The sequence below is a fragment of the Pseudomonas sp. VD-NE ins genome (genome assembly GCF_031882575.1).
GTDB lineage: Bacteria > Pseudomonadota > Gammaproteobacteria > Pseudomonadales > Pseudomonadaceae > Aquipseudomonas > Aquipseudomonas fluorescens_BZ.
This window is the reverse complement of sequence record NZ_CP134772.1, coordinates 6,275,073-6,300,072: the sequence shown is the minus strand read 5'-3', so window position 1 is coordinate 6,300,072 and position 25,000 is coordinate 6,275,073. Positions and strand designations below refer to the sequence as shown.

At 59.7% G+C, this 25,000-nt stretch carries 23 protein-coding genes; 16 read left to right on the top strand and 7 right to left on the bottom strand.

All coding sequences use genetic code 11. From position 1 onward, the window contains the following. Window positions 1-71: 71 nt before the first annotated feature. The 7 genes from RMV17_RS28190 to RMV17_RS28160 all read left to right on the top strand — a co-directional run bounded on the left by RMV17_RS28190 (window position 72) and on the right by RMV17_RS28160 (window position 8,432). Entirely contained in the window at window positions 72-1,430 is a 1,359-nt protein-coding gene (locus RMV17_RS28190) for a glutamine synthetase family protein (protein WP_034151968.1), read from the top strand. A gap of 56 nt (window positions 1,431-1,486) precedes the next feature. Then, a complete protein-coding gene (locus tag RMV17_RS28185) occupies window positions 1,487-2,851 on the top strand; it encodes an aspartate aminotransferase family protein (protein ID WP_311884152.1) in 1,365 nt (454 codons plus the stop codon). Window positions 2,852-3,023: 172 nt separating this feature from the next. After that, entirely contained in the window at window positions 3,024-4,133 is a 1,110-nt protein-coding gene (locus tag RMV17_RS28180; protein WP_016983799.1) for a polyamine ABC transporter substrate-binding protein, read from the top strand. 188 nt (window positions 4,134-4,321) lie between these two features. Next, on the top strand, window positions 4,322-5,419 hold the full coding sequence (locus RMV17_RS28175; RefSeq protein WP_034151966.1) for a polyamine ABC transporter substrate-binding protein: 1,098 nt from the start codon (window positions 4,322-4,324) through the stop codon (window positions 5,417-5,419). Window positions 5,420-5,485: 66 nt separating this feature from the next. Continuing rightward, the gene (locus RMV17_RS28170) at window positions 5,486-6,628 is read left to right on the top strand and encodes an ABC transporter ATP-binding protein (protein ID WP_034151965.1); all 1,143 of its coding nucleotides are present in this window, start codon (window positions 5,486-5,488) and stop codon (window positions 6,626-6,628) included. 35 nt (window positions 6,629-6,663) lie between these two features. Continuing rightward, window positions 6,664-7,545 (top strand): ABC transporter permease subunit, encoded by an 882-nt coding sequence (locus tag RMV17_RS28165; protein WP_178087369.1) that lies wholly within the window; start codon window positions 6,664-6,666, stop codon window positions 7,543-7,545. Further along, on the top strand, window positions 7,542-8,432 hold the full coding sequence (locus RMV17_RS28160; RefSeq protein WP_093429780.1) for an ABC transporter permease subunit: 891 nt from the start codon (window positions 7,542-7,544) through the stop codon (window positions 8,430-8,432). The genes RMV17_RS28165 and RMV17_RS28160 overlap by 4 nt, the downstream gene beginning before the upstream one ends. A gap of 142 nt (window positions 8,433-8,574) precedes the next feature. On the opposite strand, the gene RMV17_RS28155 is transcribed toward RMV17_RS28160, so the two are convergent. After that, the gene (locus tag RMV17_RS28155) at window positions 8,575-9,216 is read right to left on the bottom strand and encodes an HD domain-containing protein (protein WP_311884137.1); all 642 of its coding nucleotides are present in this window, start codon (window positions 9,214-9,216) and stop codon (window positions 8,575-8,577) included. Between the two features lie 224 nt (window positions 9,217-9,440). Between RMV17_RS28155 and RMV17_RS28150 the strand changes: the two genes are divergently transcribed. Then, the gene (locus RMV17_RS28150; RefSeq protein ID WP_311884135.1) at window positions 9,441-10,406 is read left to right on the top strand and encodes a DJ-1/PfpI family protein; all 966 of its coding nucleotides are present in this window, start codon (window positions 9,441-9,443) and stop codon (window positions 10,404-10,406) included. 210 nt (window positions 10,407-10,616) lie between these two features. Here RMV17_RS28150 and RMV17_RS28145 read toward each other — a convergent pair whose 3' ends face one another. Both RMV17_RS28145 and RMV17_RS28140 read right to left on the bottom strand, forming a co-directional pair. Then, on the bottom strand, window positions 10,617-13,025 hold the full coding sequence (locus RMV17_RS28145; RefSeq protein ID WP_311884133.1) for a penicillin acylase family protein: 2,409 nt from the start codon (window positions 13,023-13,025) through the stop codon (window positions 10,617-10,619). A gap of 102 nt (window positions 13,026-13,127) precedes the next feature. Then, window positions 13,128-13,706: a DUF6436 domain-containing protein gene (locus RMV17_RS28140; protein ID WP_311884131.1), complete on the bottom strand. Its 579-nt coding sequence runs from the start codon at window positions 13,704-13,706 to the stop codon at window positions 13,128-13,130. Between the two features lie 98 nt (window positions 13,707-13,804). Between RMV17_RS28140 and RMV17_RS28135 the strand changes: the two genes are divergently transcribed. Further along, window positions 13,805-14,752: an alpha/beta hydrolase gene (locus RMV17_RS28135; RefSeq protein ID WP_311884129.1), complete on the top strand. Its 948-nt coding sequence runs from the start codon at window positions 13,805-13,807 to the stop codon at window positions 14,750-14,752. Between the two features lie 130 nt (window positions 14,753-14,882). On the opposite strand, the gene RMV17_RS28130 is transcribed toward RMV17_RS28135, so the two are convergent. After that, the gene (locus tag RMV17_RS28130; RefSeq protein WP_034151957.1) at window positions 14,883-15,614 is read right to left on the bottom strand and encodes a DUF2059 domain-containing protein; all 732 of its coding nucleotides are present in this window, start codon (window positions 15,612-15,614) and stop codon (window positions 14,883-14,885) included. 108 nt (window positions 15,615-15,722) lie between these two features. Between RMV17_RS28130 and RMV17_RS28125 the strand changes: the two genes are divergently transcribed. Further along, window positions 15,723-16,355: a 2OG-Fe(II) oxygenase gene (locus tag RMV17_RS28125; RefSeq protein ID WP_034151956.1), complete on the top strand. Its 633-nt coding sequence runs from the start codon at window positions 15,723-15,725 to the stop codon at window positions 16,353-16,355. A 1-nt stretch (window position 16,356) separates the two neighbouring features. Further along, entirely contained in the window at window positions 16,357-16,842 is a 486-nt protein-coding gene (locus RMV17_RS28120) for a DUF523 domain-containing protein (protein ID WP_311884127.1), read from the top strand. Between the two features lie 283 nt (window positions 16,843-17,125). On the opposite strand, the gene RMV17_RS28115 is transcribed toward RMV17_RS28120, so the two are convergent. Continuing rightward, window positions 17,126-17,689, bottom strand: coding sequence for a transporter substrate-binding domain-containing protein (locus RMV17_RS28115; RefSeq protein WP_034151954.1), 564 nt, complete (start codon window positions 17,687-17,689; stop codon window positions 17,126-17,128). Window positions 17,690-17,824: 135 nt separating this feature from the next. On the opposite strand from RMV17_RS28115, the gene RMV17_RS28110 reads away from it, so the two are divergent. Beyond that, on the top strand, window positions 17,825-18,250 hold the full coding sequence (locus RMV17_RS28110; protein ID WP_311884122.1) for a DUF4399 domain-containing protein: 426 nt from the start codon (window positions 17,825-17,827) through the stop codon (window positions 18,248-18,250). 63 nt (window positions 18,251-18,313) lie between these two features. Here RMV17_RS28110 and serA read toward each other — a convergent pair whose 3' ends face one another. Beyond that, the gene (gene serA / locus RMV17_RS28105) at window positions 18,314-19,543 is read right to left on the bottom strand and encodes a phosphoglycerate dehydrogenase (RefSeq protein ID WP_008085296.1); all 1,230 of its coding nucleotides are present in this window, start codon (window positions 19,541-19,543) and stop codon (window positions 18,314-18,316) included. Between the two features lie 204 nt (window positions 19,544-19,747). On the opposite strand from serA, the gene RMV17_RS28100 reads away from it, so the two are divergent. From RMV17_RS28100 to RMV17_RS28080, 4 genes are all read left to right on the top strand, one after another. Then, the gene (locus tag RMV17_RS28100; RefSeq protein ID WP_311884119.1) at window positions 19,748-21,142 is read left to right on the top strand and encodes an FAD-binding oxidoreductase; all 1,395 of its coding nucleotides are present in this window, start codon (window positions 19,748-19,750) and stop codon (window positions 21,140-21,142) included. A 41-nt stretch (window positions 21,143-21,183) separates the two neighbouring features. Further along, window positions 21,184-21,849, top strand: coding sequence for a fumarylacetoacetate hydrolase family protein (locus RMV17_RS28095; RefSeq protein WP_008085293.1), 666 nt, complete (start codon window positions 21,184-21,186; stop codon window positions 21,847-21,849). A gap of 268 nt (window positions 21,850-22,117) precedes the next feature. Further along, entirely contained in the window at window positions 22,118-23,041 is a 924-nt protein-coding gene (locus RMV17_RS28085) for an SdiA-regulated domain-containing protein (protein WP_311884116.1), read from the top strand. Between the two features lie 118 nt (window positions 23,042-23,159). Beyond that, window positions 23,160-24,077 (top strand): SdiA-regulated domain-containing protein, encoded by a 918-nt coding sequence (locus RMV17_RS28080; RefSeq protein ID WP_311884114.1) that lies wholly within the window; start codon window positions 23,160-23,162, stop codon window positions 24,075-24,077. 146 nt (window positions 24,078-24,223) lie between these two features. On the opposite strand, the gene rpiA is transcribed toward RMV17_RS28080, so the two are convergent. After that, window positions 24,224-24,898: a ribose-5-phosphate isomerase RpiA gene (rpiA, locus tag RMV17_RS28075; RefSeq protein ID WP_007913886.1), complete on the bottom strand. Its 675-nt coding sequence runs from the start codon at window positions 24,896-24,898 to the stop codon at window positions 24,224-24,226. Window positions 24,899-25,000 lie beyond the last annotated feature (102 nt).

Below are 25,000 nucleotides of genomic sequence, written 5' to 3'. Positions count from 1 at the left end.
CCTTTAACGCGACGCTGCAAGCGTCAAACTTTGCCTGACGTCATGTCAGGAGACTCAGCCCAGAGGCATTTATGAGTAACAACCTCGACCAGCTCACCGATTGGTTGAAAGACCACAAGATCACAGAAGTCGAATGCATGATCGCCGACTTGACCGGGATCACCCGGGGCAAGATCTCGCCGACCAACAAGTTCATCGCCGAAAAAGGCATGCGCCTGCCAGAAAGCGTGCTGTTGCAGACCGTGACCGGCGACTACGTCGAAGACGACATCTATTACGAACTGCTCGACCCGGCCGACATCGACATGATCTGCCGTCCCGACCAGAACGCCGTGTACCTGGTGCCGTGGGCCATCGAGCCGACTGCGCAGGTGATCCACGACACCTACGACAAGCAAGGCAACCCGATCGAGCTGTCGCCGCGCAACGTCCTCAAGAAAGTCCTCAAACTCTATGCCGATAAAGGCTGGCAGCCAATCGTGGCGCCGGAAATGGAGTTCTACCTGACCAAGCGCAGCGACGACCCTGACTATCCGTTGCAGCCGCCAATCGGCCGTTCGGGCCGTCCGGAAATCGGTCGTCAGTCGTTCTCCATTGAAGCGGCGAACGAATTCGACCCGCTGTTCGAAGACGTCTACGACTGGTGCGAACTGCAGGAACTGGATCTCGACACGCTGATCCACGAAGACGGCACGGCGCAGATGGAAATCAACTTCCGTCACGGCGACGCACTGTCGCTGGCCGACCAGATCCTGGTGTTCAAACGCACCATGCGTGAAGCCGCGCTCAAGCACGACGTCGCCGCGACCTTTATGGCCAAACCGATGACCGGCGAGCCGGGCAGTGCGATGCACTTGCACCAGAGCATCATCGACATCGAGACCGGCAAAAACGTCTTCTCCAATGAAGACGGAACCATGAGCCAGTTGTTCCTGCACCACATCGGTGGCTTGCAGAAACTGATTCCTGAGCTGTTGCCGTTGTTCGCGCCGAACGTCAACTCGTTCCGCCGCTTCCTGCCGGACACCTCGGCACCGGTGAACGTCGAGTGGGGCGAAGAGAACCGCACCGTCGGCCTGCGCGTTCCGGATGCCGGTCCGCAGAACCGTCGCGTGGAAAACCGCTTGCCGGGCGCCGACGCCAACCCGTACCTGGCGATTGCCGCGAGCCTGCTCTGCGGTTACATCGGCATGGTCGAGGGCCTCAACCCGAGCGCGCCAGTAGTCGGTCGTGGTTATGAACGCCGCAACTTGCGTCTGCCGCTGACCATCGAAGACGCGCTGGAACGTATGGAAAACAGCGCGACCATCGAGAAGTACCTGGGCAAAACCTTCATCACTGGCTACGTCGCGGTAAAACGGGCCGAGCATGAAAACTTCAAGCGCGTGATCAGTTCCTGGGAGCGTGAGTACCTGCTCTTCGCCGTCTGATACGCCGGGCGCGGCCCTCACCGGCCGCGTCTTCACCGATAACAAGGAGAATTGGCATGACCAGCAACAACCCGCAAACCCGCGAGTGGCAAGCACTCAGCAATGATCACCACCTGGCCCCGTTCAGCGACTTCAAGCAGCTGAAAGAGAAGGGCCCGCGGATCATCACCAACGCCAAGGGCGTTTACCTGTGGGACAGCGAAGGCAACAAGATCCTCGACGGCATGGCCGGTCTGTGGTGCGTGGCCATCGGTTACGGTCGCGATGAGCTGGCCGACGTGGCCGCCAAACAGATGCGCGAACTGCCGTACTACAACCTGTTCTTCCAGACTGCGCACCCGCCGGCACTGGAACTGGCCAAGGCAATCGCCGATGTGGCGCCGGAAGGTATGAACCACGTGTTCTTCACCGGTTCCGGCTCCGAAGGCAACGACACCATGCTGCGCATGGTCCGCCACTACTGGGCGATCAAGAGTCAGCCGAACAAGAAAGTCATCATCAGCCGCAAGAACGGTTATCACGGTTCGACCGTGGCCGGCGCTAGCCTCGGTGGCATGACGTATATGCACGAACAAGGCGACTTGCCGATCCCGGGCATCGTCCACATCGCGCAGCCGTACTGGTTCGCCGAGGGTGGCGAGATGTCCCCGGAAGAGTTCGGCATCTGGGCGGCCAATCAGTTGGAAGAGAAGATTCTCGAAGTCGGCGTCGACAACGTCGGTGCCTTTATTGCCGAGCCGATTCAGGGCGCCGGCGGCGTGATCATTCCGCCCGACAGCTACTGGCCGCGCATCAAGGAAATTCTCGCCAAGTACGACATCCTGTTCGTGGCGGACGAAGTGATCTGCGGTTTTGGCCGTACCGGTGAGTGGTTCGGTAGCGATTTCTACGACCTCAAACCCGACATGATGACCATCGCCAAAGGCCTGACCTCAGGCTACATCCCGATGGGTGGCCTGATCGTTCGCGACTCGGTGGTGGCGGTACTCAATGAAGGTGGCGATTTCAACCACGGCTTCACTTACTCCGGTCACCCGGTGGCGGCAGCGGTGGGCCTGGAAAACATCCGCATCCTGCGCGATGAAAAAATTATCGAGAACGCGCACAACGAAACGGCACCGTATTTGCAGAAACGTCTGCGGGAACTGAACGATCATCCGTTGGTGGGTGAGGTTCGCGGCGTCGGGCTGTTGGGCGCGATCGAGCTGGTGCAGGACAAGGCCACGCGCAAGCGTTACGAAGGCAAGGGTGTCGGCATGATCTGCCGCCAGTTCTGCTTCGACAACGGCCTGATCATGCGCGCTGTGGGCGACACCATGATCATCGCGCCGCCGCTGGTAATCAGCAAAGCCGAGATCGATGAGCTGGTGACCAAGGCACGCAAGTGCCTGGACCTGACCCTCAGTGCGTTGCAAGGCTAAGTGCTAGGCTCTGAGCGGGAGAGCTGCGGCGCGCTCGCTCAAAGCTGTCAGAAAGGCCGGTCTTTTCTTGAAAGACCGCCTCGGATCTTGCCAGACTAGCCGCGGTTCCAGTTGTCCGGGTTCGGCCGCTGAACAAAGTGGTTCAAAAAAGAAAAAATTTGGAGCATGACGCATGAAGGCATTAGGTAAAAAGCTTGCTGGCAAGACACTTCTCGCGCTGTCCGTGGCGGGCATGATGGCGGGTGCGGTTCACGCGGACGACAAAGTGCTGCACGTCTACAACTGGTCCGACTACATCGCGCCAGACACCATCGCCAACTTCGAGAAAGAGTCGGGGATCAAGGTCGTCTACGACGTATTCGACAGTAACGAAACCCTGGAAGCCAAACTGCTGGCAGGCAAGTCCGGCTACGACGTAGTCGTACCGTCGAACAACTTCCTGGCCAAGCAGATCAAGGCTGGCGTTTACCAGGAGCTGGACCAGTCCAAGCTGCCTAACTGGAAGAACCTGAACCAGGACCTGCTCAAGGCCGTGTCGGTCAGCGACCCGGGCAACAAGCACGCCTTCCCGTACATGTGGGGCTCGATCGGCATCGGCTACAACCCGGAGAAGGTCAAGGCTGCGCTGGGCGTCGACACCATCGACTCGTGGGATGTGCTGCTCAAGCCTGAGAACATCGCCAAGCTCAAGGGTTGCGGTGTGAGCTTCCTCGATTCGCCGACCGAAATGCTCCCGGTCGCGCTGCACTACCTGGGCCTGCCAACCGACAGCCAGAAGAAAGAAGACATCAAGAAAGCCGAGGAACTGTTCCTCAAGATTCGTCCTTCGATCACCTACTTCCACTCCTCCAAGTACATCTCGGACCTGGCCAACGGCAACATCTGCGTAGCGGTCGGCTACTCGGGTGACGTGCAGCAGGCCAAGTCGCGTGCCGCCGAGGCCGGTGACAAGGTGAAAGTCAGCTACGCCATTCCGAAAGAAGGCGCGGGCAGCTTCTTCGATATGGTCGCCATCCCTAAAGATGCCGAAAACGTTGAAGGCGCCTACAAGTTCATGACCTTCCTGCAGAAGCCTGAAGTCATGGCCGGCATCACCAACGCCGTACGCTTCCCGAACGGTAACGCGGCGGCAACGCCACTGGTGGAAAAAGACATCACCAGCGATCCAGGCATCTACCCGCCAGCCGATGTGCAGGCCAAGTTGTATGCCATTGCCGATCTGCCAGCGGCGACCCAGCGTGATATGACCCGCAGCTGGACCAAGATCAAATCCGGTAAATAAGCCGGTTTGAAGCAGTAACCGTTGGCCGTCATGCTCCGCGCGGGCGGCCAGCGGATTAATTAAATGACAGAAAGTTTTGCTGGAACGGTTTTTCGAGGGTAAGTTGCGCGCCGGTTTTGTTGCCGGGCAGCCATGGCTGTCATGCAGCGCGGGGCAACTTGGGCCCAACTAATTTAGAGGACCTCCACTTGCCTATTTTTTCTTCTTTGCGCAAAGCCCTGCTGGCCACTGCCGGCCTGACGATTGCTGTCGGAGCCCAGGCCGCCGGTACGGTGCATATTTATAACTGGTCCGATTACATCGGCGAGACCACCCTGGCCGACTTCCAGAAAGCCACCGGGATCAAACCGGTCTACGACGTGTTCGACTCCAACGAAACCCTGGAAGGCAAGCTGCTGGCCGGGCGTACCGGTTACGACGTGGTCGTGCCGTCGAACCACTTCCTCGGCAAACAGATCAAGGCCGGCGCGTTCCAGAAGCTTGACCGTGCGCAACTGCCGAACTACGCCAATCTCGACCCGGCGCTGCTCAAGCGTCTGGAGCAGAACGATCCGGGCAACCTGTACGCCGTGCCGTACCTGTGGGGCACCAACGGCATCGGTTACAACGTCGATAAAGTCAAAGCCGTGCTGGGCATCGACAAGATCGATTCGTGGGGCGTTTTGTTCGAGCCGGAGAACATCAAGAAGCTGCAAAGCTGCGGCGTGGCATTCCTCGACTCGGCGGATGAAATGATGCCGACCGTGCTCAACTACATGGGCCTGAACGCCAACAGCACCAATCCCAAGGACTACGAAAAAGCCACCGCCAAGCTGCTCGCGGTGCGTCCTTACGTGACCTACTTCCATTCCTCGAAATATATCGGCGACCTGGCCAACGGCGACATCTGCGTAGCCATCGGTTTCTCCGGCGATATTTTCCAGGCCAAGCACCGCGCCGAAGAAGCCAAGAAGGGCGTGAACATCGCCTACTCGGTGCCGAAAGAGGGCGGCGCCTTGTGGTTCGACATGCTGGCAATCCCCAAGGATTCGTCGAACGTGAAGGAGGCTCATGCCTTCATCAACTATCTGCTGAAACCTGAGGTGATCGCTCAGGTCAGTGATTACGTGGGTTACGCCAACCCCAACCCGGGTTCGGACAAGCTGATGGAACAATCCATCCGTACCGATGCGTCGGTGTATCCGCCGCAGGCCGTTATCGACAAGGCCTACGTATCGACCGAGTTGCCACCGAACATTCAGCGCCTGATGACCCGCAGCTGGACCAAGGTCAAGTCGGGGATGTAAGGCACACACTATCCTGGGTTCGCCTTGCGGGGCGAACTGCATTGTTTTTTTCTGGGAGTTTCGTAAATGGCAGTTGCCTCCGGCGCCTATAAGAAAGCCCTCGAGGGCGACCAGACACCGAAACAGGTGTTGGTCAAAATCGACCGGGTCACGAAGAAATTCGACGAGACGATTGCCGTGGACGATGTGTCCCTGGAAATCAAGAAAGGCGAAATCTTCGCCCTGCTCGGCGGTTCGGGATCGGGCAAATCCACTCTGCTGCGGATGCTGGCAGGGTTCGAACGGCCCACGGAGGGGCGCATTTTCCTCGACGGCGTCGACATCACCGACATGCCGCCGTACGAGCGTCCGATCAACATGATGTTCCAGTCGTACGCCTTGTTCCCGCACATGACCGTGGCGCAGAACATCGCCTTCGGCTTGCAGCAGGACAAGATTCCCAAGGCTGAAGTCGACGCCCGTGTGGCCGAGATGCTCAAGCTGGTGCAGATGAGCCAGTACGCCAAGCGCAAGCCGCATCAATTGTCGGGCGGTCAGCGTCAGCGTGTGGCGCTGGCGCGTTCGCTGGCCAAGCGGCCGAAGCTGCTGCTGCTTGATGAACCGATGGGCGCACTGGACAAGAAACTGCGTTCGCAGATGCAGCTTGAGCTGGTGGAAATCATCGAGCGCGTCGGCGTGACCTGCGTGATGGTGACCCACGACCAGGAAGAGGCCATGACCATGGCCGAGCGCATCGCGATCATGCACCTGGGCTGGATCGCGCAGATCGGCAGCCCGATCGACATCTACGAAACCCCGACCAGCCGTCTGGTCTGCGAATTCATCGGTAACGTCAACATCTTCGAAGGTGAAGTGATCGACGACGCCGAAGGCCACGCGACCATCACCTGCAAAGACCTCGACCGGCAGATCTACGTCGGCCACGGCATCAGCACCTCGGTGCAAGACAAGTCCGTGACCTACGCGATTCGTCCAGAGAAGCTGCTGGTCACCGCCGACCAACCAACCTGCGAATACAACTGGTCGAGCGGCAAGGTCCACGACATCGCCTACCTCGGCGGGCACTCGGTGTTCTACGTTGAGTTGCCGAGCGGCAAACTGGTGCAATCGTTTGTTGCCAACGCCGAGCGCCGTGGCGCGCGTCCGACCTGGGGCGATCAGGTTTACGTGTGGTGGGAAGACGACAGCGGCGTGGTACTCCGCTCATGAACATGCGCAAATTCAAACGCCGCATCAACCGAATAATCCCCAATGGCCGGCAGTTGGTCATCGGGGTCCCGTTCATCTGGCTGTTTCTGTTTTTCATGTTGCCGTTCTTCATCGTCCTGAAGATCAGCTTCGCCGAAGCCGACGTGGCCATCCCGCCGTACACCGAGATTTACACGTACGCGGAGCAGAAGCTGCAACTGCTGCTGAATCTGGGCAACTACGCGATGCTGGCGGGCGACGAGTTGTACATCGCCGCTTACCTCGGCTCGCTGAAGATGGCGTTTTTCAGCACGCTGTTGTGCCTGTTGATCGGCTACCCGATGGCCTACGCCATCGCCACCGCCCGTAAAGAGATGCAAACGGTGCTGGTGCTGCTGATCATGATGCCGACATGGACCGCGATCCTGATCCGCGTTTACGCGTGGATGGGCATCCTCAGCAACAACGGTTTGCTCAACGGTTTCCTGATGAGCATGGGCTTCATTGATGAGCCTTTGCAGATCCTCAACACCAATCTCGCGGTGTACATCGGTGTCGTTTACTCGTACCTGCCGTTCATGATCCTGCCGCTGTACGCCAACCTGGTGAAGCACGATCACAGCCTGCTGGAAGCCGCTTCCGACCTCGGGTCGAGCACCTTCAACAGCTTCTGGAAAATCACTATTCCACTGTCCAAGAACGGGATCATTGCCGGCTGCATGCTGGTGTTCATCCCGGTGGTGGGCGAGTTCGTGATCCCGGAACTGCTCGGCGGTCCGGAAACCCTGATGATCGGTAAAGTGCTCTGGCAAGAGTTCTTCAACAACCGCGACTGGCCGGTGGCGTCCGCGCTGGCGGTGGTGATGCTGGCGATCCTGATTGTGCCGATCATTCTGTTCAACCGCAGTCAGGCCAAGGAAATGGAGGGTAAAGAATGAAGCGCTTCCGTTTCTCCAGCCTGATGCTGGTACTGGGTCTGTTGTTCATCTATCTGCCGATGCTGATCCTGGTGATCTACTCGTTCAACGCCTCGAAACTGGTGACGGTGTGGGGCGGCTGGTCGATCAAGTGGTACGTCGGCCTGCTCGACAACACGCAACTGATGGGCTCGGTGCTGCGCTCGCTGGAAATCGCCTGCTACACCGCGGTCGCCGCGGTGGCGCTGGGTACGCTGGCAGCGTTCGTGCTGACCCGCATCACCCGCTTCAAGGGCCGCACGCTGTTCGGCGGTCTGGTCACCGCGCCGCTGGTGATGCCGGAAGTGATCACCGGTCTGTCGCTGTTGCTGCTGTTCGTGGCCATGGCGCAGATGATCGGCTGGCCGCAGGAACGCGGCATCGTCACCATCTGGATCGCCCACACCACATTCTGTGCGGCGTATGTAGCGGTGGTGGTGTCGGCGCGTCTGCGTGAGCTCGACCTGTCGATTGAAGAAGCGGCGATGGACCTCGGTGCTCGGCCGTGGAAGGTGTTCTTCCTGATCACCATTCCGATGATCGCGCCATCGCTGGCGGCGGGCGGCATGATGTCGTTCGCGCTGTCGCTGGATGACCTGGTGCTAGCGAGTTTCGTTTCCGGTCCGGGTTCGACGACCCTGCCGATGGAAGTGTTCTCGGCGGTGCGTCTGGGCGTGAAGCCTGAGATCAACGCCGTGGCGAGTCTGATTCTGCTGGCCGTGTCGATCGTGACCTTCATGGTCTGGTTCTTCAGCCGCCGTGCTGAAGAAGCGCGCAAGAAAGCCATCCAGCAAGCCATCGAAGAAAGCGCAGCCGATTCGTGGAAGCAGCCGGACGTGCGCCGCGCACCGGCGCCGGAAGCGGCGTAAGCAATATCGGGTTGGCCTCAATCTCTAGGTCAACCCGAATCCCAATGTGGGAGCGAGCCTGCTCGCGAAGACGGAGTGTCAGTCGACTCAAATGTTGGCTGACACACCGCTTTCGCGAGCAGGCTCGCTCCCACATTTGGTTTTAGGCAGTCCAGGGAGATTGGCGGATGACTTCGACGAAGTTCATCGGCTTGAACCCTGGCTCCTGATCCTTCAGCACATCGGTCTTCACGTTGCCAAACGTGGTCTGCGGACGATGGCGCAAGCCATCGGCAAACGCGCAGATGATGCACTCTTTGAAACCTTCCCCACGCGGGTGCGCATGCACCACCGCTTCGCGCTGCACAGTGCTGAACGCCGCGTAATCCATGCCCAGCACGTCCATCTCCACGCCTGCGGTGACCAGCGCTACGGTCGGACGTAGATGCTTCGGCACGCCCGGCGTGGTGTGCAGGGCAATCGACAGCCAGACTTGCTCGATGTCGTCATCGCTCAACCCGTACGGCTTGAGAAACGCTGCCGCCGCGTTAGCACCGTCTACTTCGAAACGCTCATCAGCGCTGCGATGACCTTCGACCAGGCCGAGGTCATGGAACATCGCGCCGATGTAGAGCAACTCCGGATCGTAGGCCAGTTGCTGGCGCTCACCGCTCAGTGCGCCGAACAAAAATACCCGGCGTGAGTGGTGGTAGAGCAGGTCGGATTCGATGTCGCGGATGTACTCGGTGGTGGCGCGGGCGAGGGCGCTGTCGGGGATTTTGATGCCGGCGATGGTGCTGCTCATAACGGTTTCCTCGTCGAAAACGCCGTCGTGGCGCTGATGGGGAAAGTCTGTGCCCGAGGCTGAAACCGGACAATCGATGCATGGCTGCGATCCTTGCCAATCCACCTGCAAATCGTGCCAAGCTAAAAAGATCGCAGCCTGCGGCAGCTCCTACAGTTGTTCACATTTCCTGTAGGAGCTGCCGTAGGCTGCGATCTTTTGCTCTTGAAAGGGAATCCACAGGCATGAACAAAACCGTCGCCATTGTGGTGTTCGCAGGCGTGCAGTCGCTGGACGTCAGCGGCCCCATGGATGTGTTCGCCGAGGCCAATCGCTTCCTGGCGCCCGAAGATCACTATCGGCTGCAGGTGATCGGCGTCGAGCACGGCCCAATGGCCTGTTCCAACGGTTTGAACCTGAATGCCCATCGGCATTTCAGCGAAGCACTCGACGCCTATGACCTGCTGCTGGTTGCCGGTGGCCCGCAATTGCCGTTCATGGATTTTGGCGCGACGTTCGACGGTTGGCTGCGCGGGGCCTGCGCACGGGCGCAGCGTTTCGGCTCAATCTGCAACGGCGCGTTTGTGCTGGCGCGGGCCGGATTGCTGGAGGCGCGCACCGTCACCACGCACTGGAACGATGCCGAGGCGTTGGCGCAGTTGTGTCCGACAACGCAGGTCGAGGCGGATCGCTTGTACGTCGAGGACGGCACGCTCTACACCTCGGCCGGGGTCACGGCGGGAATCGATCTGTCGCTGTACCTGCTGGCGCGGGATCACGGCGCTGAGGTGGCGTTGAGCGTGGCCAAGCGGCTGGTGGTGTTCACCCAGCGTTCCGGTGGGCAGTCGCAGTTCAGCCCGTTCCTCACGCCGCACGCGGAGCCGACATCGGCGGTGGCAATGGTGCAGTTGTATGTATTGGCCAATCTGACGGGCGATCTGACCATTGCCGATCTGGCCAATGCGGCGAACATGAGTGCGCGCAACTTCTCTCGGGTGTTTGTGCGGGAGGCGAAGGTGACGCCGGCGGAGTTTGTCGAGCGGGCGCGAGTGGATGCGGCGCGGGTGATGCTGGAGAGCACGGCGGCGCCGTTGAAGACGGTGGCGTATCAGTGTGGGTTTCGGGATGCGCAGCACATGCGCGGGGTGTTCAACCGGCGGTTGGGGGTTACGCCGCAGCAGTTTCGGTTGAATTTTGCGTTGAAGCTGTGACCCTCATCGGAACGCCGCCCGCCCAGCCCTCTCCCGGAGGGAGAGGGGGCCGATTGGGGGATATTGACGAGATACGCCGACCTGAGTGAGCGGTCGTGAATCCATAATCGACACCGCACTTTCAGGTCGATGTATGACAAAAGACACCTCGGTCAGTCCCCTCTCCCTCTGGGCGGTCCGACGTTTCGGGAGGGCTAGGGTGAGGGGCTTTTAAGGTGCCCGCGCAGGCAACAGCTTCAACGTACTGCGCGTATTCGCCGTCACCTCTTCCTCACTGAAATGCGCCTGCACATACATCCCATCCACATACGCCTCAGCCTGATCGTCATAGTGGCTATCAAACGGCACACCGCTCTGCCCAACCGGGTTAATCGTCAACCCATGCGCCGGATCAGCAAAATCCACCAGCCGCCGCGTCGACGGCCCGTAAGTCACCGGCCACGGCGCCGGGCCGATCCTCGCCGAGAGGTTGTTCGGCACTTCGTGACTGCCCGGCGCCGCAAACGGCCCGACGTTGAAAATGCGGTCCAGTGGCTTCTGTTGCCCCAGCGGATGCCCGTGAGTCAGCGTGTGCGCGGTCCCCCATTTCCAGCCAGTAACATCGTCGCCAAGCGTAAGCTTCAGATGCGCCATGCTCGCCTGCCATGCCGTGCGCACGACGTCAGCGCGAGTTTCTTTGGCCGGCGTGCTGCGGTTGTCCCACCACGGAGAATCGGCATTCGCCGCCAAGCGCGGCAACGCCGCATCAATCACTCGCGTCGACAGCAATGTCTCGAAAAAATCATTGCCCAACTCATCACGCATCGCCGCATCGGTCAGGTCGTAGAGGAACTGGTTGAACACCGTCGCACTGACCGAATCCAGCGGATAGTCGCCCGGCCACTGCGCCAGTTGCTCGACCAGTTTCAACTGCGCCGGATCGCTGACGACTTCACGCAATACTGGCAGCAACGGAGCGAGCAAGCGCGGGCCATAACCGGTCGCCGTGCCCAGTTGCAGTTTCTGGTTGGCTTCGTTGGTCCACTTCACGCTCTTGTCGCTGAGCTGACGATTCAGTTGCTGGCCGCGATCGGCAAGGTTGTAGTAACCGGGAATCTCCATGCCGGTCGGCGACAGCGGCTGGAAGTTGGCCGAGACGATATAGCCGCGCGACGGGTTTTCTTCTTGCGGGTTGGCGCTGAACGGGTAGAAACCGTCCTTGTCGGCCTGATTGCTGCTGCCGTCGAGAATGAACTCCGGCCGCACCCCGGTCGGGCGCTTGGGCAGCAACGCCGAGGCCCACCAGGCGATGTCGCCCTTGGCGTTGGCGTAAACCAGATTCAGCCCCGGCGCCTGCACTTTCGCGGCGGCAGCGCGGGCCTTGGCCAGCGTGTCGGCGCGGTTGAGCTGGTAGAAGCCTTCGAGGATCGGGTTCGGCGTTTCGAGGAAGGCCCACCACATGGCGATCGGTGTCTTGCCAGCGGCGGTGCCCAGCGTATCGTTGACGATCGGACCATGGGGCGATTGGCGCAGGGTGAGCGTCACCGGCGTCTGGCCTTTCACATTGATCTGCTGTTGGGTGACGACCATGTCGGTCCATTGGCCGCGATACCAGACCTGGTTCGGATTGTCCGGGTTGACCTTCTCGGCGATCAGGTCCAGATCGTCGTTCTGGAACATGGTCAGGCTCCAGCCGAAATCGAGGTTGTGGCCGAGAAAGGCAAACGGCACCAGCGCTTGATGATGGCCGTACAACTCAAAACCCGGCGCCGACAATTGCGCCTCGTACCACACCGACGGCACCGAGAAGCGAATATGCGGGTCACCGGCCAGCAGCGGTTTGCCGCTCTGGCTGCGGCTGCCCGCGATGACCCAGGCGTTGCTGCCTTCGAACTGCGGCAGGCCATTGTCGATCAGCGCTTGTTCGCTGAGGCGGGCGAGGGCATTGAGGTCTTTCCAGTCGCCGGCAGCGAGGGCTGGCGCTGGCTTGGCGTGACGGTTGGCCAGCACGCCATTGGGCTGCCAGTCGAGATCGAAGACCTTGAGGTAATCGGCGCCCAGTTGATCACGCACATAAGTCAGCAGCGGCTCGGTGCGAAACGCCGCGGCAAAGCTGTAGGCCATGTAGCCGGCGACGCTGATACTGTCTTCCGCCGTGAACGGCCGCTTGGGGATGCCCAGTACGTCGAACTCGATTGGCGCGGCGTGGCTGTCCTGATATTGGTTGATGCCATCCAGATAGGCTTGCAGGCCCTTCCACGCCGGCGACTGTTTATCGAGACTGGCGACGTAACTGGCGGCGCGCTCACGGATGCGCAGGCTGCGAAACAGTTTGTCGGTGTCGAGCAGTTTCGGCCCGAGCACTTCGGCCAGTTCGCCCCGGGCGAGGCGGCGCATGGCTTCCATCTGGAACAACCGATCCTGGGCATGCACGTAGCCGAGGGCGCGGTAGAGGTCGGTTTCGTTCTCGGCGCGAATGTGCGGTACGCCGCGCTCGTCGTAGCGCACGGTCACTGAACCCTGCAGGTTGCGCAGCTCGACCTGACCTTGTCGCGTCGGTTGTTTGCTGTACACATACCAGCCGACGCCGGCAAGCAGAACAACGATGAGCAAGCCAAGTACGGTGAACACGCGCTTCATGGTGACTCCTTGTGCAGACGGGATTGCCGCCCGTCGGGCTGCAAACAATTAGCACAGACTCTCCGGCCCGTGCAGCGCTGTCCTTGAAAAGTCCGGAATGCCTTACGGCGTTTCCACCGGCCACGGGCAGTAGCAACCGACCGCCAGGGTGTGCGTGGCATTGACCGGGCGATCTTCCGTCAGGGCATTCAAGATCGGTTCGATAAAGCTGTTACTGGAGTTGCAGGTCAGGCCTTCGCTGTACGGGCCGAAGTACGCCAGTTTGCCGCTGCGATCCCAGATCGCCACGGCCGGGCTGGCGGGCACCTGTTCGGAACCGGGCAAAATCGTGATGGTTTTCAGGTTGCTAAGGGTCGCGGGCAACTGGCCGTGGCTGCCAGCCTTCTGCACGGCGAAGAACTCCACGCCTTTGGCGCCGAACTGCTCGACCATCTCGGTCAGGTGCTGTTGATTGCCAACGTTGCACGGGCAGGCCGGGTCCCAGAAGTGCACCAGACGAATCTTGCCGGGACCGGCGAGATTGTCTGGCAGGCGCAGCGGATCACCGGAAAATACCGCCGTGTGTTCGCTGAACGCGCGCAGGTAACGCCCCTGAAACCAGTCGTACGCCGCCCACAGCACCCCGGCGCAAATCAGCGCGAGCAGGCTGGCAAACAGTGCGGTGCGGTAGGGCGAACGCATGGTTTTCGATCCGCGAAAGGTCGGCTAGCTTGCCATGTCTGTCACTACAGATGAATATCGCAGGCCGATAAAGTCTGTTTACCGTTTGGAATTTCCGCATGCCTGCCACTTTCGATCCCGATCATTTACGCGCCAGCCTCAAGCCATTGGCCGAGTGGCAGCCGTTGTCGGACGAGGCCAAGGCTTATCAGCGCTTTTACAAAACCGACTTTCCCGAGCGGGATGTCTGGCGTGGCATGGGCCGTTTCGAAGTCGATGGTTATGAAGTGGTCAGCCATTGCTGGTGGCCGGAGAAGGTCAAGGCGACGCTGTTTCTGCTGCACGGTTACTACGATCACGTCGGGCTCTATCGGCACGTGATCGAGTGGGCGCTGGATCAGGACTTTGCAGTAATCGCTTGCGACTTGCCGGGACATGGTCTGTCGAGCGGGCCGCGCGCGAGCATTCGCGATTTCTCTGAATACCAGGACGTCCTGCAAGCCTTGTTCGCCGAGGCGCAGTCGATCGCGCTGCCGCAGCCGTGGCATTTGTGCGGGCAGAGCACCGGCGGGGCGATTGTGGTCGATCATCTGCTCAATCACGGCGAAAACAGCCCGGCCCAAGGTCAGGTGATTTTGATGGCGCCACTGGTGCGCCCGCGGGCGTGGGGCTGGTCGCAACTGAGTTATTACCTGCTCAGGCCTTTTGTCAGAGGGGTCACGCGACGCTTCAGCGAGAATTCCAACGATCCGGATTTCCTGCCGTTTCTCCAGGCCGATCCGTTGCAGCCAGAACGCTTGCCGACCAAGTGGGTCGGGGCGTTGTCGCGTTGGATCATTCGCGTCGAGCACGCGAAAAAAAGTCCGCGACGGCCGCTGATCATTCAGGGGCAGGCGGACATGACGGTGGATTGGCAGCACAATTTGCAGGTGATGAAGTGGAAGTTCGACCGGCCGCAGATTCTGCTATTGGCCGAGGCGCGGCATCATCTGGCGAATGAGACGGTGGAGATGCGTGAGGAGTATTTCGAGTTTCTGAGCAAGCGGATCAGGGGCCGGAATCTGTAGCGTCTGTGAGGGCCCTTTCGCTGGCAAGCCAGCTCCCACAGGGTTACGAATCGATCAACAATGTTGTGAACACCTGAGCAACCTGTGGGAGCTGGCTTGCCAGCGATGGCGGTCTATCTGGCGAAGAAGATCACTGCCCGACCGCAAGTCCTGCACGAATCGCCGCCAGCGCCGCCTGGTAATACGCCTTGCCCTCAGTCGATTCGGCAAACGTCGCGAACTCTTCCAGCTCTTCATCCGACAGATCGCGATAGACATAGAGCAACGTGTTGTTCATGTCCGCGCCAATCTGATCCATCAAACGCTGGCGCTGACCGTTGAGCATGCCTTGCGCCTGACCGCCACCGAGCAGCCCCGGGATCATCGAACTCAGACTGTCCGCCGCGACGCCGGCAATCGCCAGGCTCACTTCGGCGCCAGCTTCACGCGCTGGCAGCGCCTGAGCGAGGTGGCCAATGATCAGCAGACGACTGTCGCTGGCCTGTATCTTCGGCAGGCCCTTGGCATTTTTCGCCAATTGATCGCGACGCGTCGCCAGCAACTCAGCCGCGACGATTTTCTTGCCCAGCGGTGATTGGAAGAAGGTCAGTGCCGGTTTCGGATCGGCGAGTTTCTGCCGCAGTTGCGCTTCGGCGCGCTGATCCACCGCCTGCGGAGCAAAGCGCTGGTTGCTGTTGTTCACCAGGGCCTGAAACACGGCGGGCGGCAGGCTGTTCTGATAGCGCTGCTGCGCGGCACTCAGGGCGTCATTGAAATGCGCACGTTGATCTGGCCAGCCGGCGACCTTGTACAGCTGATCGTGGCCGTCCGCCCAGGCGGGCAAAACACAGAACATCAACAGTGAAAAAAGCAAACGGCGCATAGGGACTCCTGTCAGCAGCGGACTATTCTCCGTGCGGTGCCGGTACTTGTCGAGAATTCGTAGCAAGCCGCCGCGTGGCTCTGTCGGATTTCTTGCCGCCGACATACTATGCGCGCCATGCAAATATCCTCTGAACACCCACTGCTGTTACGCATTGTCGATGACCTGGCCGAACACGGCTGGTCGCAGCAGAACATATTCCTGCCCGCCGGTTTGACCCGCGAGCTGGCGGCCGAGTGCCGCAAACGTGAGGCCGAAGGCGAGTTGGCTCCGGCGGCGGTAGGGCGTGGGCCTTTTTCGGAGATACGCGAGGGGATTCGTGGCGACCACATTCAGTGGATCGACCCCGGTCAGGCCGCGGCCAGCGACCGCTATCTGAACTTGATGGAGAGCCTGCGCGAGGCGCTCAACCGTGGTCTGTTCCTCGGTCTGGAAGATTTCGAATGCCATTTCGCGCTGTACCCGCCGGGTGCGTTTTATCGCCGGCATGTCGACCGTTTTCGCGACGATGACAAGCGCATGGTCTCGGTGGTGGTCTACCTCAATGACGCTTGGCTGCCGGAGGACGGTGGTCAGTTGCGCATGTACCTGAACGATGATCGCGTGCACGACGTGCAGCCTACCGGTGGGTGTCTGGTGGTGTTTCTTTCCGGCGAGGTGCCCCACGAAGTGCTGCCAGCGAACCGCGAGCGCCTGTCGCTGACCGGCTGGTTCCGCCGTCGTGGCAACGAGCCGTTCTGAGATGGACAGGATTCTGGTCAGTCGCTGCCTGCTGGGCCATCGCGTGCGTTATGACGGTGGCGCGAGCGGGCCGTTTGATCTGCTGGAGCAGTGGATTGCCGAAGGGCGGGTCGTGCCGTTGTGTCCGGAGGTCGCGGGAGGATTGCCGACGCCGCGGGCGGCGGCGGAGATTCCCGGAGGGCAGGGCGGTGAAGTGCTTGATGGTGTCGCGGCGGTGATCACCACTGATGGCGAGGATGTCAGTGCGCAGTTTCTGTATGGCGCGCGGCAGGCGCTGGAGCTGGTGCAGAAATATGGCATCCGCGTGGCGGTGCTTAAGGCCAACAGTCCTTCTTGCGGGAATTTGCTGACTTACGACGGGACGTTCAGTGGGGTCAAAGTCAGTGGCGAAGGCGTGACGGCCGCGTTGCTCAAGCGCCATGGTGTGCAAGTCTTCAGCGAACTCGAACTGCCGCAAGCAGCGCTGGCCCTGACGGGTTTGGACTGATCCGGAATCGTTGCCCTCACCCCAGCCCTCTCCCGGAGGGAGAGGGGGCCGACCGAGGTGTCTGGCGTTGTCCACCGACCTGAAACACCTTATCGACTATGGATTCGAGACAGTCATGACTGATCGATTACGTCGACAAAGCCATGAACGATCGACTATGGATTCGACAAAGCCATTTTCAGTCGATTTCGGATTCGGTATACCCATTTCAGGTCGGCGTATCCCTTCAGCATCCCCCATTCAGTCCCCTCTCCCTCCGGGAGAGGGCTAGGGTGAGGGGCTTCTAAGGCTTCAACCACTTTTCAGTCAGCGCTGCCAAACGCCCATCCGCCCTGATCCGCTGCATCGCGCTCGCCAGACTGGCCTGAAACGCCGGATTACCCTTCTGAAACGGAATCGCCAGATCCACCGGCGCCGCCGCTTTCGGCTTCTCTTCAGTCAATGCCTGCACCAGCACCATCGGCCGTGGCTGCTCATCCTTCTTCGCCAGCAACTGTGAATCGACCTTGCCGTAAGGCTCGCTGAAGTCGAAACGATCCTTGAGTTCGGGTGTCAGTGCTATGTGGTTGAGCGCGACGTCGTACTTGCCGCTTTCAACGCCCTGGAGCAGGTCGGCCTCGTCGGTGACGATGAAGTCGGCGCGCACATCCAGCTCGTTGGCCAGCAGTTGCCCAAGCTCGACCTCGAACCCCGTGAGTGTGTCGCCTTCCTTGAAATTGAAGGGCGGTGTATTAGCCTCAAGGGCAATGCGCAGCTCGCCACGGTCGTTGACGTCATCAATCAGTTCGGCGTGAGCCAAAGGGCTCAAAAGGGGTAGCAGGCAGATCAGGCCAGGCAGAAAACGCATGGTCACTCCTTTGAAATCATTATCGCGACGCTCTGAGTCAGGCTCGCTTTGCTATGGTTGTCGAGTGCCTTCGACAACGAATGGTCATGAAGTTGTCATGACCGTGCGGATTTTACGGAAAAACTGGAGAAGAAAATGAAAAGCTTTATGTCACGTGCAGCGTTCGCGGGTGTGCTGATGGGCGTTTCGGTGCTGGCCAGTGCGGCGACACCGGCCCCCAAAGGCGCCGAAGTGTTCATCGTTTCTCCCGAAGACGGGGCCACGGTTTCGCAGACCTTCACCGTCAAATTCGGTACCAAGGACGTCGCACTGGCGCCGGCCGGTGACGTCACCAAGAACACCGGTCACCATCACTTGCTGATCGACGCCAAGGAAATTGTTCCTGCCGGTTCGGTCGTCCCTACCGATGCCAACCATATGCACTTCGGCAAGGCGCAGACCCAGGGTGACATCAAGCTCGCCCCGGGCAAACACACCTTGCAGCTGGAACTTGGCGACAGCGGTCACATGGCATTCGACCCGCCAATCGTCTCGAAGAAAATCACCGTCAACGTCGAATAACCTTTTCGCCGTGCATGAAAAAGGGAGCCCGAAAGCTCCCTTTTTTTGTCGTTTTACGCTTGATCAGAACAACACACGGCTACGGATAGTGCCGTTGATGTGCTGCAGCTTCTCTTGCGCCAGGTCCGAGTACTCGGCGTCGACGTCGATCACCACGTAGCCAACCTTCTCGTTGGTCTGCAGGAACTGACCGGAGATGTTGATGCCGTTTTCGGCGAAGACCTTGTTGATCTCGCTCATCACACCCGGGATGTTCTCGTGGATGTGCAGCAGGCGGTGCTTGCCTGGGTGAGCCGGCAGGGCCACTTCCGGGAAGTTCACCGACGATACGGAGGTACCGTTGTCGCTGTACTTGACCAGTTTCTCTGCCACTTCCAGACCGATGTTGGCCTGCGCTTCAGCGGTCGAACCACCGATGTGCGGGGTCAGGATCACGTTATCGAGGCCACGCAGCGGGCTTTCGAACTCTTCGTCGTTGGAGCGTGGCTCCACCGGGAATACGTCGATGGCCGCGCCGATCAGGTGCTTGTCCTTGATCGCGTCCGCCAAGGCGTCCAGCTCGACCACGGTACCGCGAGCAGCGTTGATCAGGATGCCGCCCTTCTTGATGGCGCGGATTTCCTTCTCGCCGATCATCCACTGGGTCGCAGCGGTTTCCGGAACGTGCAGGGTGACGATGTCGGACATGCCCAGCAGTTCGGTCAGGCTGCCGATCTGCGTAGCGTTGCCCAGTGGCAGCTTGGTCACGGTGTCATAGAAATACACCTGCATGCCCAGACCTTCAGCCAGAACCGAAAGCTGCGTGCCGATCGAGCCGTAGCCGACGATGCCGAGTTTCTTGCCACGGATCTCGAAGGAGTTGGCTGCGGATTTGATCCAGCCGCCACGGTGGCAGGAAGCGTTTTTCTCCGGGATGCCGCGCAGCAGCAGAATGGCTTCGGCCAGTACCAGTTCCGCTACGGAACGGGTGTTGGAGTACGGCGCGTTGAACACGGCGATGCCGCGCTCACGGGCAGCACTCAGGTCAACCTGGTTGGTGCCGATGCAGAAACAGCCGACCGCGACCAGCTTCTTCGCGTGATCGAAGATCTCTTCGGTCAGTTGGGTGCGCGAACGAATGCCGATGAAGTGAGCGTCAGCGATCTTTTCCTTGAGCTGGGCTTCCGGCAAGGAACCTGTCAGGTATTCGATGCTGGTGTAGCCCGCCGCCTTGAGGACGTCGACAGCCGATTGGTGGACGCCTTCGAGAAGAAGGAACTTGATCTTGCTCTTATCGAGAGAAGTCTTGCTCATCTGCGTAAACCTGTATCCCGGAGAAAAATGGCAGGAAATGGTCAACAGACGCTGACCCGGACGACAAGAAAGTCGTCTCCGCGGATCTGGCCTTGGGCACTGTCCTGCGGGGTCGATATGCTAGCATAGCCTCCCCGCTAAACACTCATTCCTGCGACGTGAAGCGTTCTCAGGATGACCATGAATTGTTCGAGAGTTCTGTCGATGACCAATCCTGCCCTGATTGAAGAACTGAAGACCCTGGTCGAGCCTGGCAAGGTCCTGACCGATGCCGACTCCCTGAATGCGTATGGCAAGGATTGGACCAAGCACTTCGCCCCGGCGCCGAGCGCTATCGTGTTTCCCAAGACCATTGAACAGGTGCAGGCGGTGGTCCGTTGGGCCAACACGCACAAGGTCGCGCTGGTGCCATCGGGCGGCCGCACCGGGCTTTCCGCCGCAGCGGTGGCTGCCAACGGCGAAGTGGTCGTCTCGTTCGACTACATGAATCAGATTCTCGACGTGAACCTCACCGACCGCACCGCCGTTTGTCAGCCGGGCGTGGTCACCGAGCATTTGCAGAACGTCGCCGAAGAAAAAGGCCTGTACTACCCGGTCGACTTCGCCTCGGCAGGTTCCAGCCAGATTGGCGGCAATATCGGCACCAATGCCGGCGGTATCAAGGTGATTCGCTACGGCATGACCCGCAACTGGGTCGCCGGCATGAAAGTCGTCACCGGCAAGGGTGACGTGCTGGAACTGAACAAAGACCTGATCAAGAACGCCACCGGTTACGACCTGCGTCAGTTGTTCATCGGCGCTGAAGGCACCCTCGGTTTCGTCGTCGAAGCGACCATGCGCCTCGATCGTGCGCCGAAAAATCTCACCGCGATGGTCCTCGGCACCGCCGATTTCGACTCGATCATGCCGGTGCTGCATGCCTTCCAGGGCAAGCTCGACCTGACCGCGTTCGAATTCTTCTCCGACAAAGCCCTGGCCAAAGTCATGGGCCGTGGCGACGTGCCGGCGCCGTTCGAAACCGATTGCCCGTTCTACGCGTTGCTGGAATTTGAAGCGACCACCGAAGAAGTGGCCGACAGCGCACTGGAAACCTTCGAGCATTGTGTCGAGCAGGGCTGGGTGCTGGACGGTGTGATGAGCCAGAGCGAAACCCAACTGCAGAACCTGTGGAAACTGCGCGAGTACATCTCCGAAACAATCTCGCACTGGACGCCGTACAAGAACGACATCTCGGTCACCGTATCGAAAGTGCCAGCGTTCCTGAAGGAAATCGACGCGATCGTCGGCGAATACTATCCGGACTTCGAAATCGTCTGGTTCGGCCACATCGGCGATGGCAACCTGCACTTGAACATTCTCAAGCCGGATAACCTGAGCAAGGATGAGTTCTTCGCCAAGTGTGCGACCGTCAACAAGTGGGTGTTCGAAACCGTCGAGAAGTACAACGGTTCGATCTCCGCCGAGCACGGTGTGGGCATGACCAAACGCGATTACTTGACCTACAGCCGCTCGCCGGTTGAGATCGAGTACATGAAAGCGGTGAAAGCGGTGTTCGACCCGAACGGCATCATGAACCCGGGCAAGATTTTCGCGGTTTGATCGGCAATCTTTGATGAATCAATGAAGGCAGGAGTCGGTAAATGAGCTATCAGCACCAGTACGTCGACGGTACGCGCATCCACTTCCCGATCGGGAAAGTCGTGTGCATTGGCCGCAATTACGCCGAACACGCCAAGGAACTGGACAACCCGGTACCTACCGAGCCGTTGCTGTTCATCAAGCCGGGTAGTTGCGTGGTCGAGCTGGAGGGGGGATTCGCCATTCCGACCGAGCGCGGTTCGGTGCATTACGAAGCGGAAATCGCTGTGTTGATCGGCAAGCCGTTGTCGACCAAGCCGAGCCGTGAAGAAGTGCTCGACGCCATCTCTGGTTTTGCCCCGGCACTGGATCTGACCCTGCGCGACAAGCAGGCCGAACTGAAAGCCAAGGGCCTGCCGTGGGAAATCGCCAAGTCGTTCGACGGCGCAGCGGTGATCGCCCCGTTCGTGGTCGGCAGCACATTTGCTGACCTGACTGATATCGGCATTCGCCTGACCATCAACGGCGAAGTGCGTCAGGACGGCAACAGCAGCGCGATGCTCAACCCGATCGTGCCGATGATCCAGCACATGGCCGGCTGCTTCTCGCTGCAGGCCGGTGACGTGATCCTCACCGGCACACCAGTCGGCGTTGGCCCGCTGAACGTGGGCGATGACATCGTCCTCGAACTGGTCGGCGCGAGCAGCTTCACCAGCAGTGTGCGCTAACCGCCACGCCGCAAATCCCCTGTGGGAGCGAGCTTGCTCGCGAAGGCACCAGGTCAGTCGACATCATCGTTGCCTGACACTCCGTCTTCGCGAGCAAGCTCGCTCCCACATTGTTTTGTAGTGCCCTGCAGATCGCTGGCAGCACACGACAATCCCGCCATTTGCCGTTTTTTTCACATCCTGTACGGATAATTCCTCTCATTCTGGCGTCTGAGCCGGCCTCTTTGTGCTATTACCCATAGCCTGAATTTTCGGAACGCGTCCATCGATGTCATCTCAAGCTCAGCTCAAACCCACCCGCCGTTCACGTTTCGCCCTGCGTTGGTATGTCTGGCTTTTGCTGGTGATTGCCGCCGCTTATGCCGTGGCGTTTGCCATGCATTGGGATGATCGCGGTGTGCTGTGGCTGCAGGAACGCTTCGAAAGTCAGGCCGAGCAGAAAGAAAGCATCTGGCTGCCGGACTATCGGGTGGTGATCGATGCCAAGCCGTTGACGGGGATGGAGAAGGACGAGGCCTCAGACCTCTCGTACAACCCGCAGACCAAAACACTGTTTTCGGTGATGGGTAAAAACCCGTTTCTCGCCGAACTGACCTTGCAAGGTGATGTGCTGCGCAAGATGCCGCTGGTGGGCTGGAGCAATCCGGAGGGCCTGACGGTGATGGAAAACGGCCTGATGGCCATCGTCGATGAGCGTCAGCACATGCTGTCGATCGTCAAAGTCGATGCCGACACCCGCGAATTGAACATCGCCGACTTCCCGAAATACGACCTCGGCCCGTCGAAAGACCAGAACAAAGCCTTCGAGGCGATTACCTGGGATTCGCACAACCAGCAACTGCTGCTCGGTGAGGAGCGGCCACCAGCGCTGTTCACCTGGAAGAGCGATGGCAGTCAGATTCTCAAGGGCGACAAGCAGAAACTTGCCAGTGATGAACTGGATATTCGCAACCTCTCTGCCTTGGCGATTGACCCGCGCACCCAACATACTCTGGTGCTGTCCGCTGATTCGCACCTGTTGCTGGAGCTGGACGAGAAGGGTGAGCAGGTCAGCTTCATGACCCTGCTTGGCGGCTTCAACGGTCTGAAAAACACCATCCCCCGCGCCGAAGGCGTGACCATGGACGAGGCGGGCACGCTGTACATGGTCAGCGAGCCCAACCTATTCTATCGCTTCGAAAAACAGAAATAGCAGCCTTTATCGATTCCAATGTAGGAGCTGGCTTGTGGTTTGAGGCAAGTGGCCATTAAGCTTCAGTTCAGACAGGCGTGATATTTCATCCGCCTGTTCTGATCCCGAGCTCACCCGAATGCGTCGACTTGCCCGCCCCAAGCCTCTGATTATTCTCCTGTCGATGATTGCCCTGATCGCATTGATTGCGATCGGCCAATACATGCGCCTGTTCGAGCGCGCCTGGTTCAATCTGCACACGCTGTGGCAACCGCAGAGTAGCGAGTCGATCGGCCTGGATCAGTATCGCGTCGAGATCGAGGCGCGGGTCATCGAGGGTCTGGACGATGATGTTTCGGCGCTGACCTTCGATCCGGTGCGCAAAAGCCTGTTCACCGTGACCAACAAGAATTCCGAACTGGTCGAACTGTCGCTCGAAGGCAAGATCCTGCGGCGCATCGCCCTGATTGGTTTCGGCGATCCGGAAGCCGTCGAGTTCATCAGCGCCGACACCTACGTGATCACTGATGAGCGTCAGCAGCGGCTGATCAAGATTCACCTGGAAGCAGCCACCACGTTCCTCGACGCAGCGGATGCCGAGCAGATGACCCTTGGCGTGCATATGGCCAGCAACAAAGGCTTTGAAGGCCTGGCGTATGACTCGGTGGGCAAGCGTCTGTTTGTCGCGAAAGAGCGTAACCCGATGCTGATCTACGAAGTGCACGGTTTTCCGCACTTCAATCCGGAGAAGTCCTACGCCGTCCATGTGATCAACGATCCCAAGCGTGATGCCGGGATGTTTGTGCGCGATCTGTCGAGTTTGCAGTACGACGAGCGCAGCGGGCATTTGCTGGCGCTGTCGGATGAGTCGCGGCTGATTCTGGAACTGGATGTCGATGGGCGGCCGTTGAGCACGATGTCCATCAGTGGCGGGCGTCAGGGTCTGAAGAAAACCGTGCCGCAGGCGGAAGGCATTGCCATGGATGATGACGGGACGTTGTATCTGGTGAGTGAGCCGAATCTGTTTTACGTCTTCAAAAAACCTGCACAGCCCTAACTCACACCACAAAACACTGTGGGAGCGAGCTTGCTCGCGAAGGCGTCGTGTCAGCCAATGAAGATGTTGGCTGAACTGACGCATGCGCGAGCAAGCTCGCTCCCACAGGTTTATTCGTCTGCCCATAAAGTGTGGGCAGTCTGGGTTTACTCAGCCTTGAGGGTTTTCACGCCTTCGCTGGTCCCCAGCAACAACAGATCCGCCGGACGCGCCGCGAACAAGCCATTGGTCACGACGCCGACGATCGCATTGATCTGCGCTTCGAGCTCCACCGGGTTGGTGATCTGCAGGTTGAACACATCCAGAATGATGTTGCCGTTGTCGGTCAGCACGCCTTCGCGATACACCGGGTCGCCGCCCAGTTTCACCAGTTGGCGGGCAACGTGGCTGCGGGCCATCGGGATCACTTCGACCGGCAGCGGGAACTCGCCCAGCACCGGCACCAGTTTGCTGGCGTCGGCGATGCAGATGAAGGTCTTGGCCACGGCCGCGACGATCTTCTCGCGGGTCAGGGCAGCGCCGCCGCCCTTGATCAGGTTCAGGTGCGCGTCGCTTTCATCGGCGCCATCAACGTAGAACTCCAGGTCGCTGACGGTGTTCAGCTCATACACCGGAATCCCGTGGCCCTTGAGGCGCGCGGCGGTGGCTTCGGAACTGGCGACGGCGCCGTCGAACGCACCCTTGTGCTGGGCCAGGGCGTCGATGAAGCAGTTGGCGGTGGAGCCGGTGCCGACCCCGACAATGCTCTTGTCGTCGAGTTTCGGAAGGATGAAGTCGACGGCGGCCTGAGCCACTGCCTGTTTGAGTTGATCCTGGGTCATGCGGGCTCCGGAAGCGGGCAAGGTGAGAACGGAAAGGCCGGCATTATAGCCGCAAGCGCGTCTAAAACCTCTGGATTCGTGTGGTCGTGCGGGCAAAAGCCG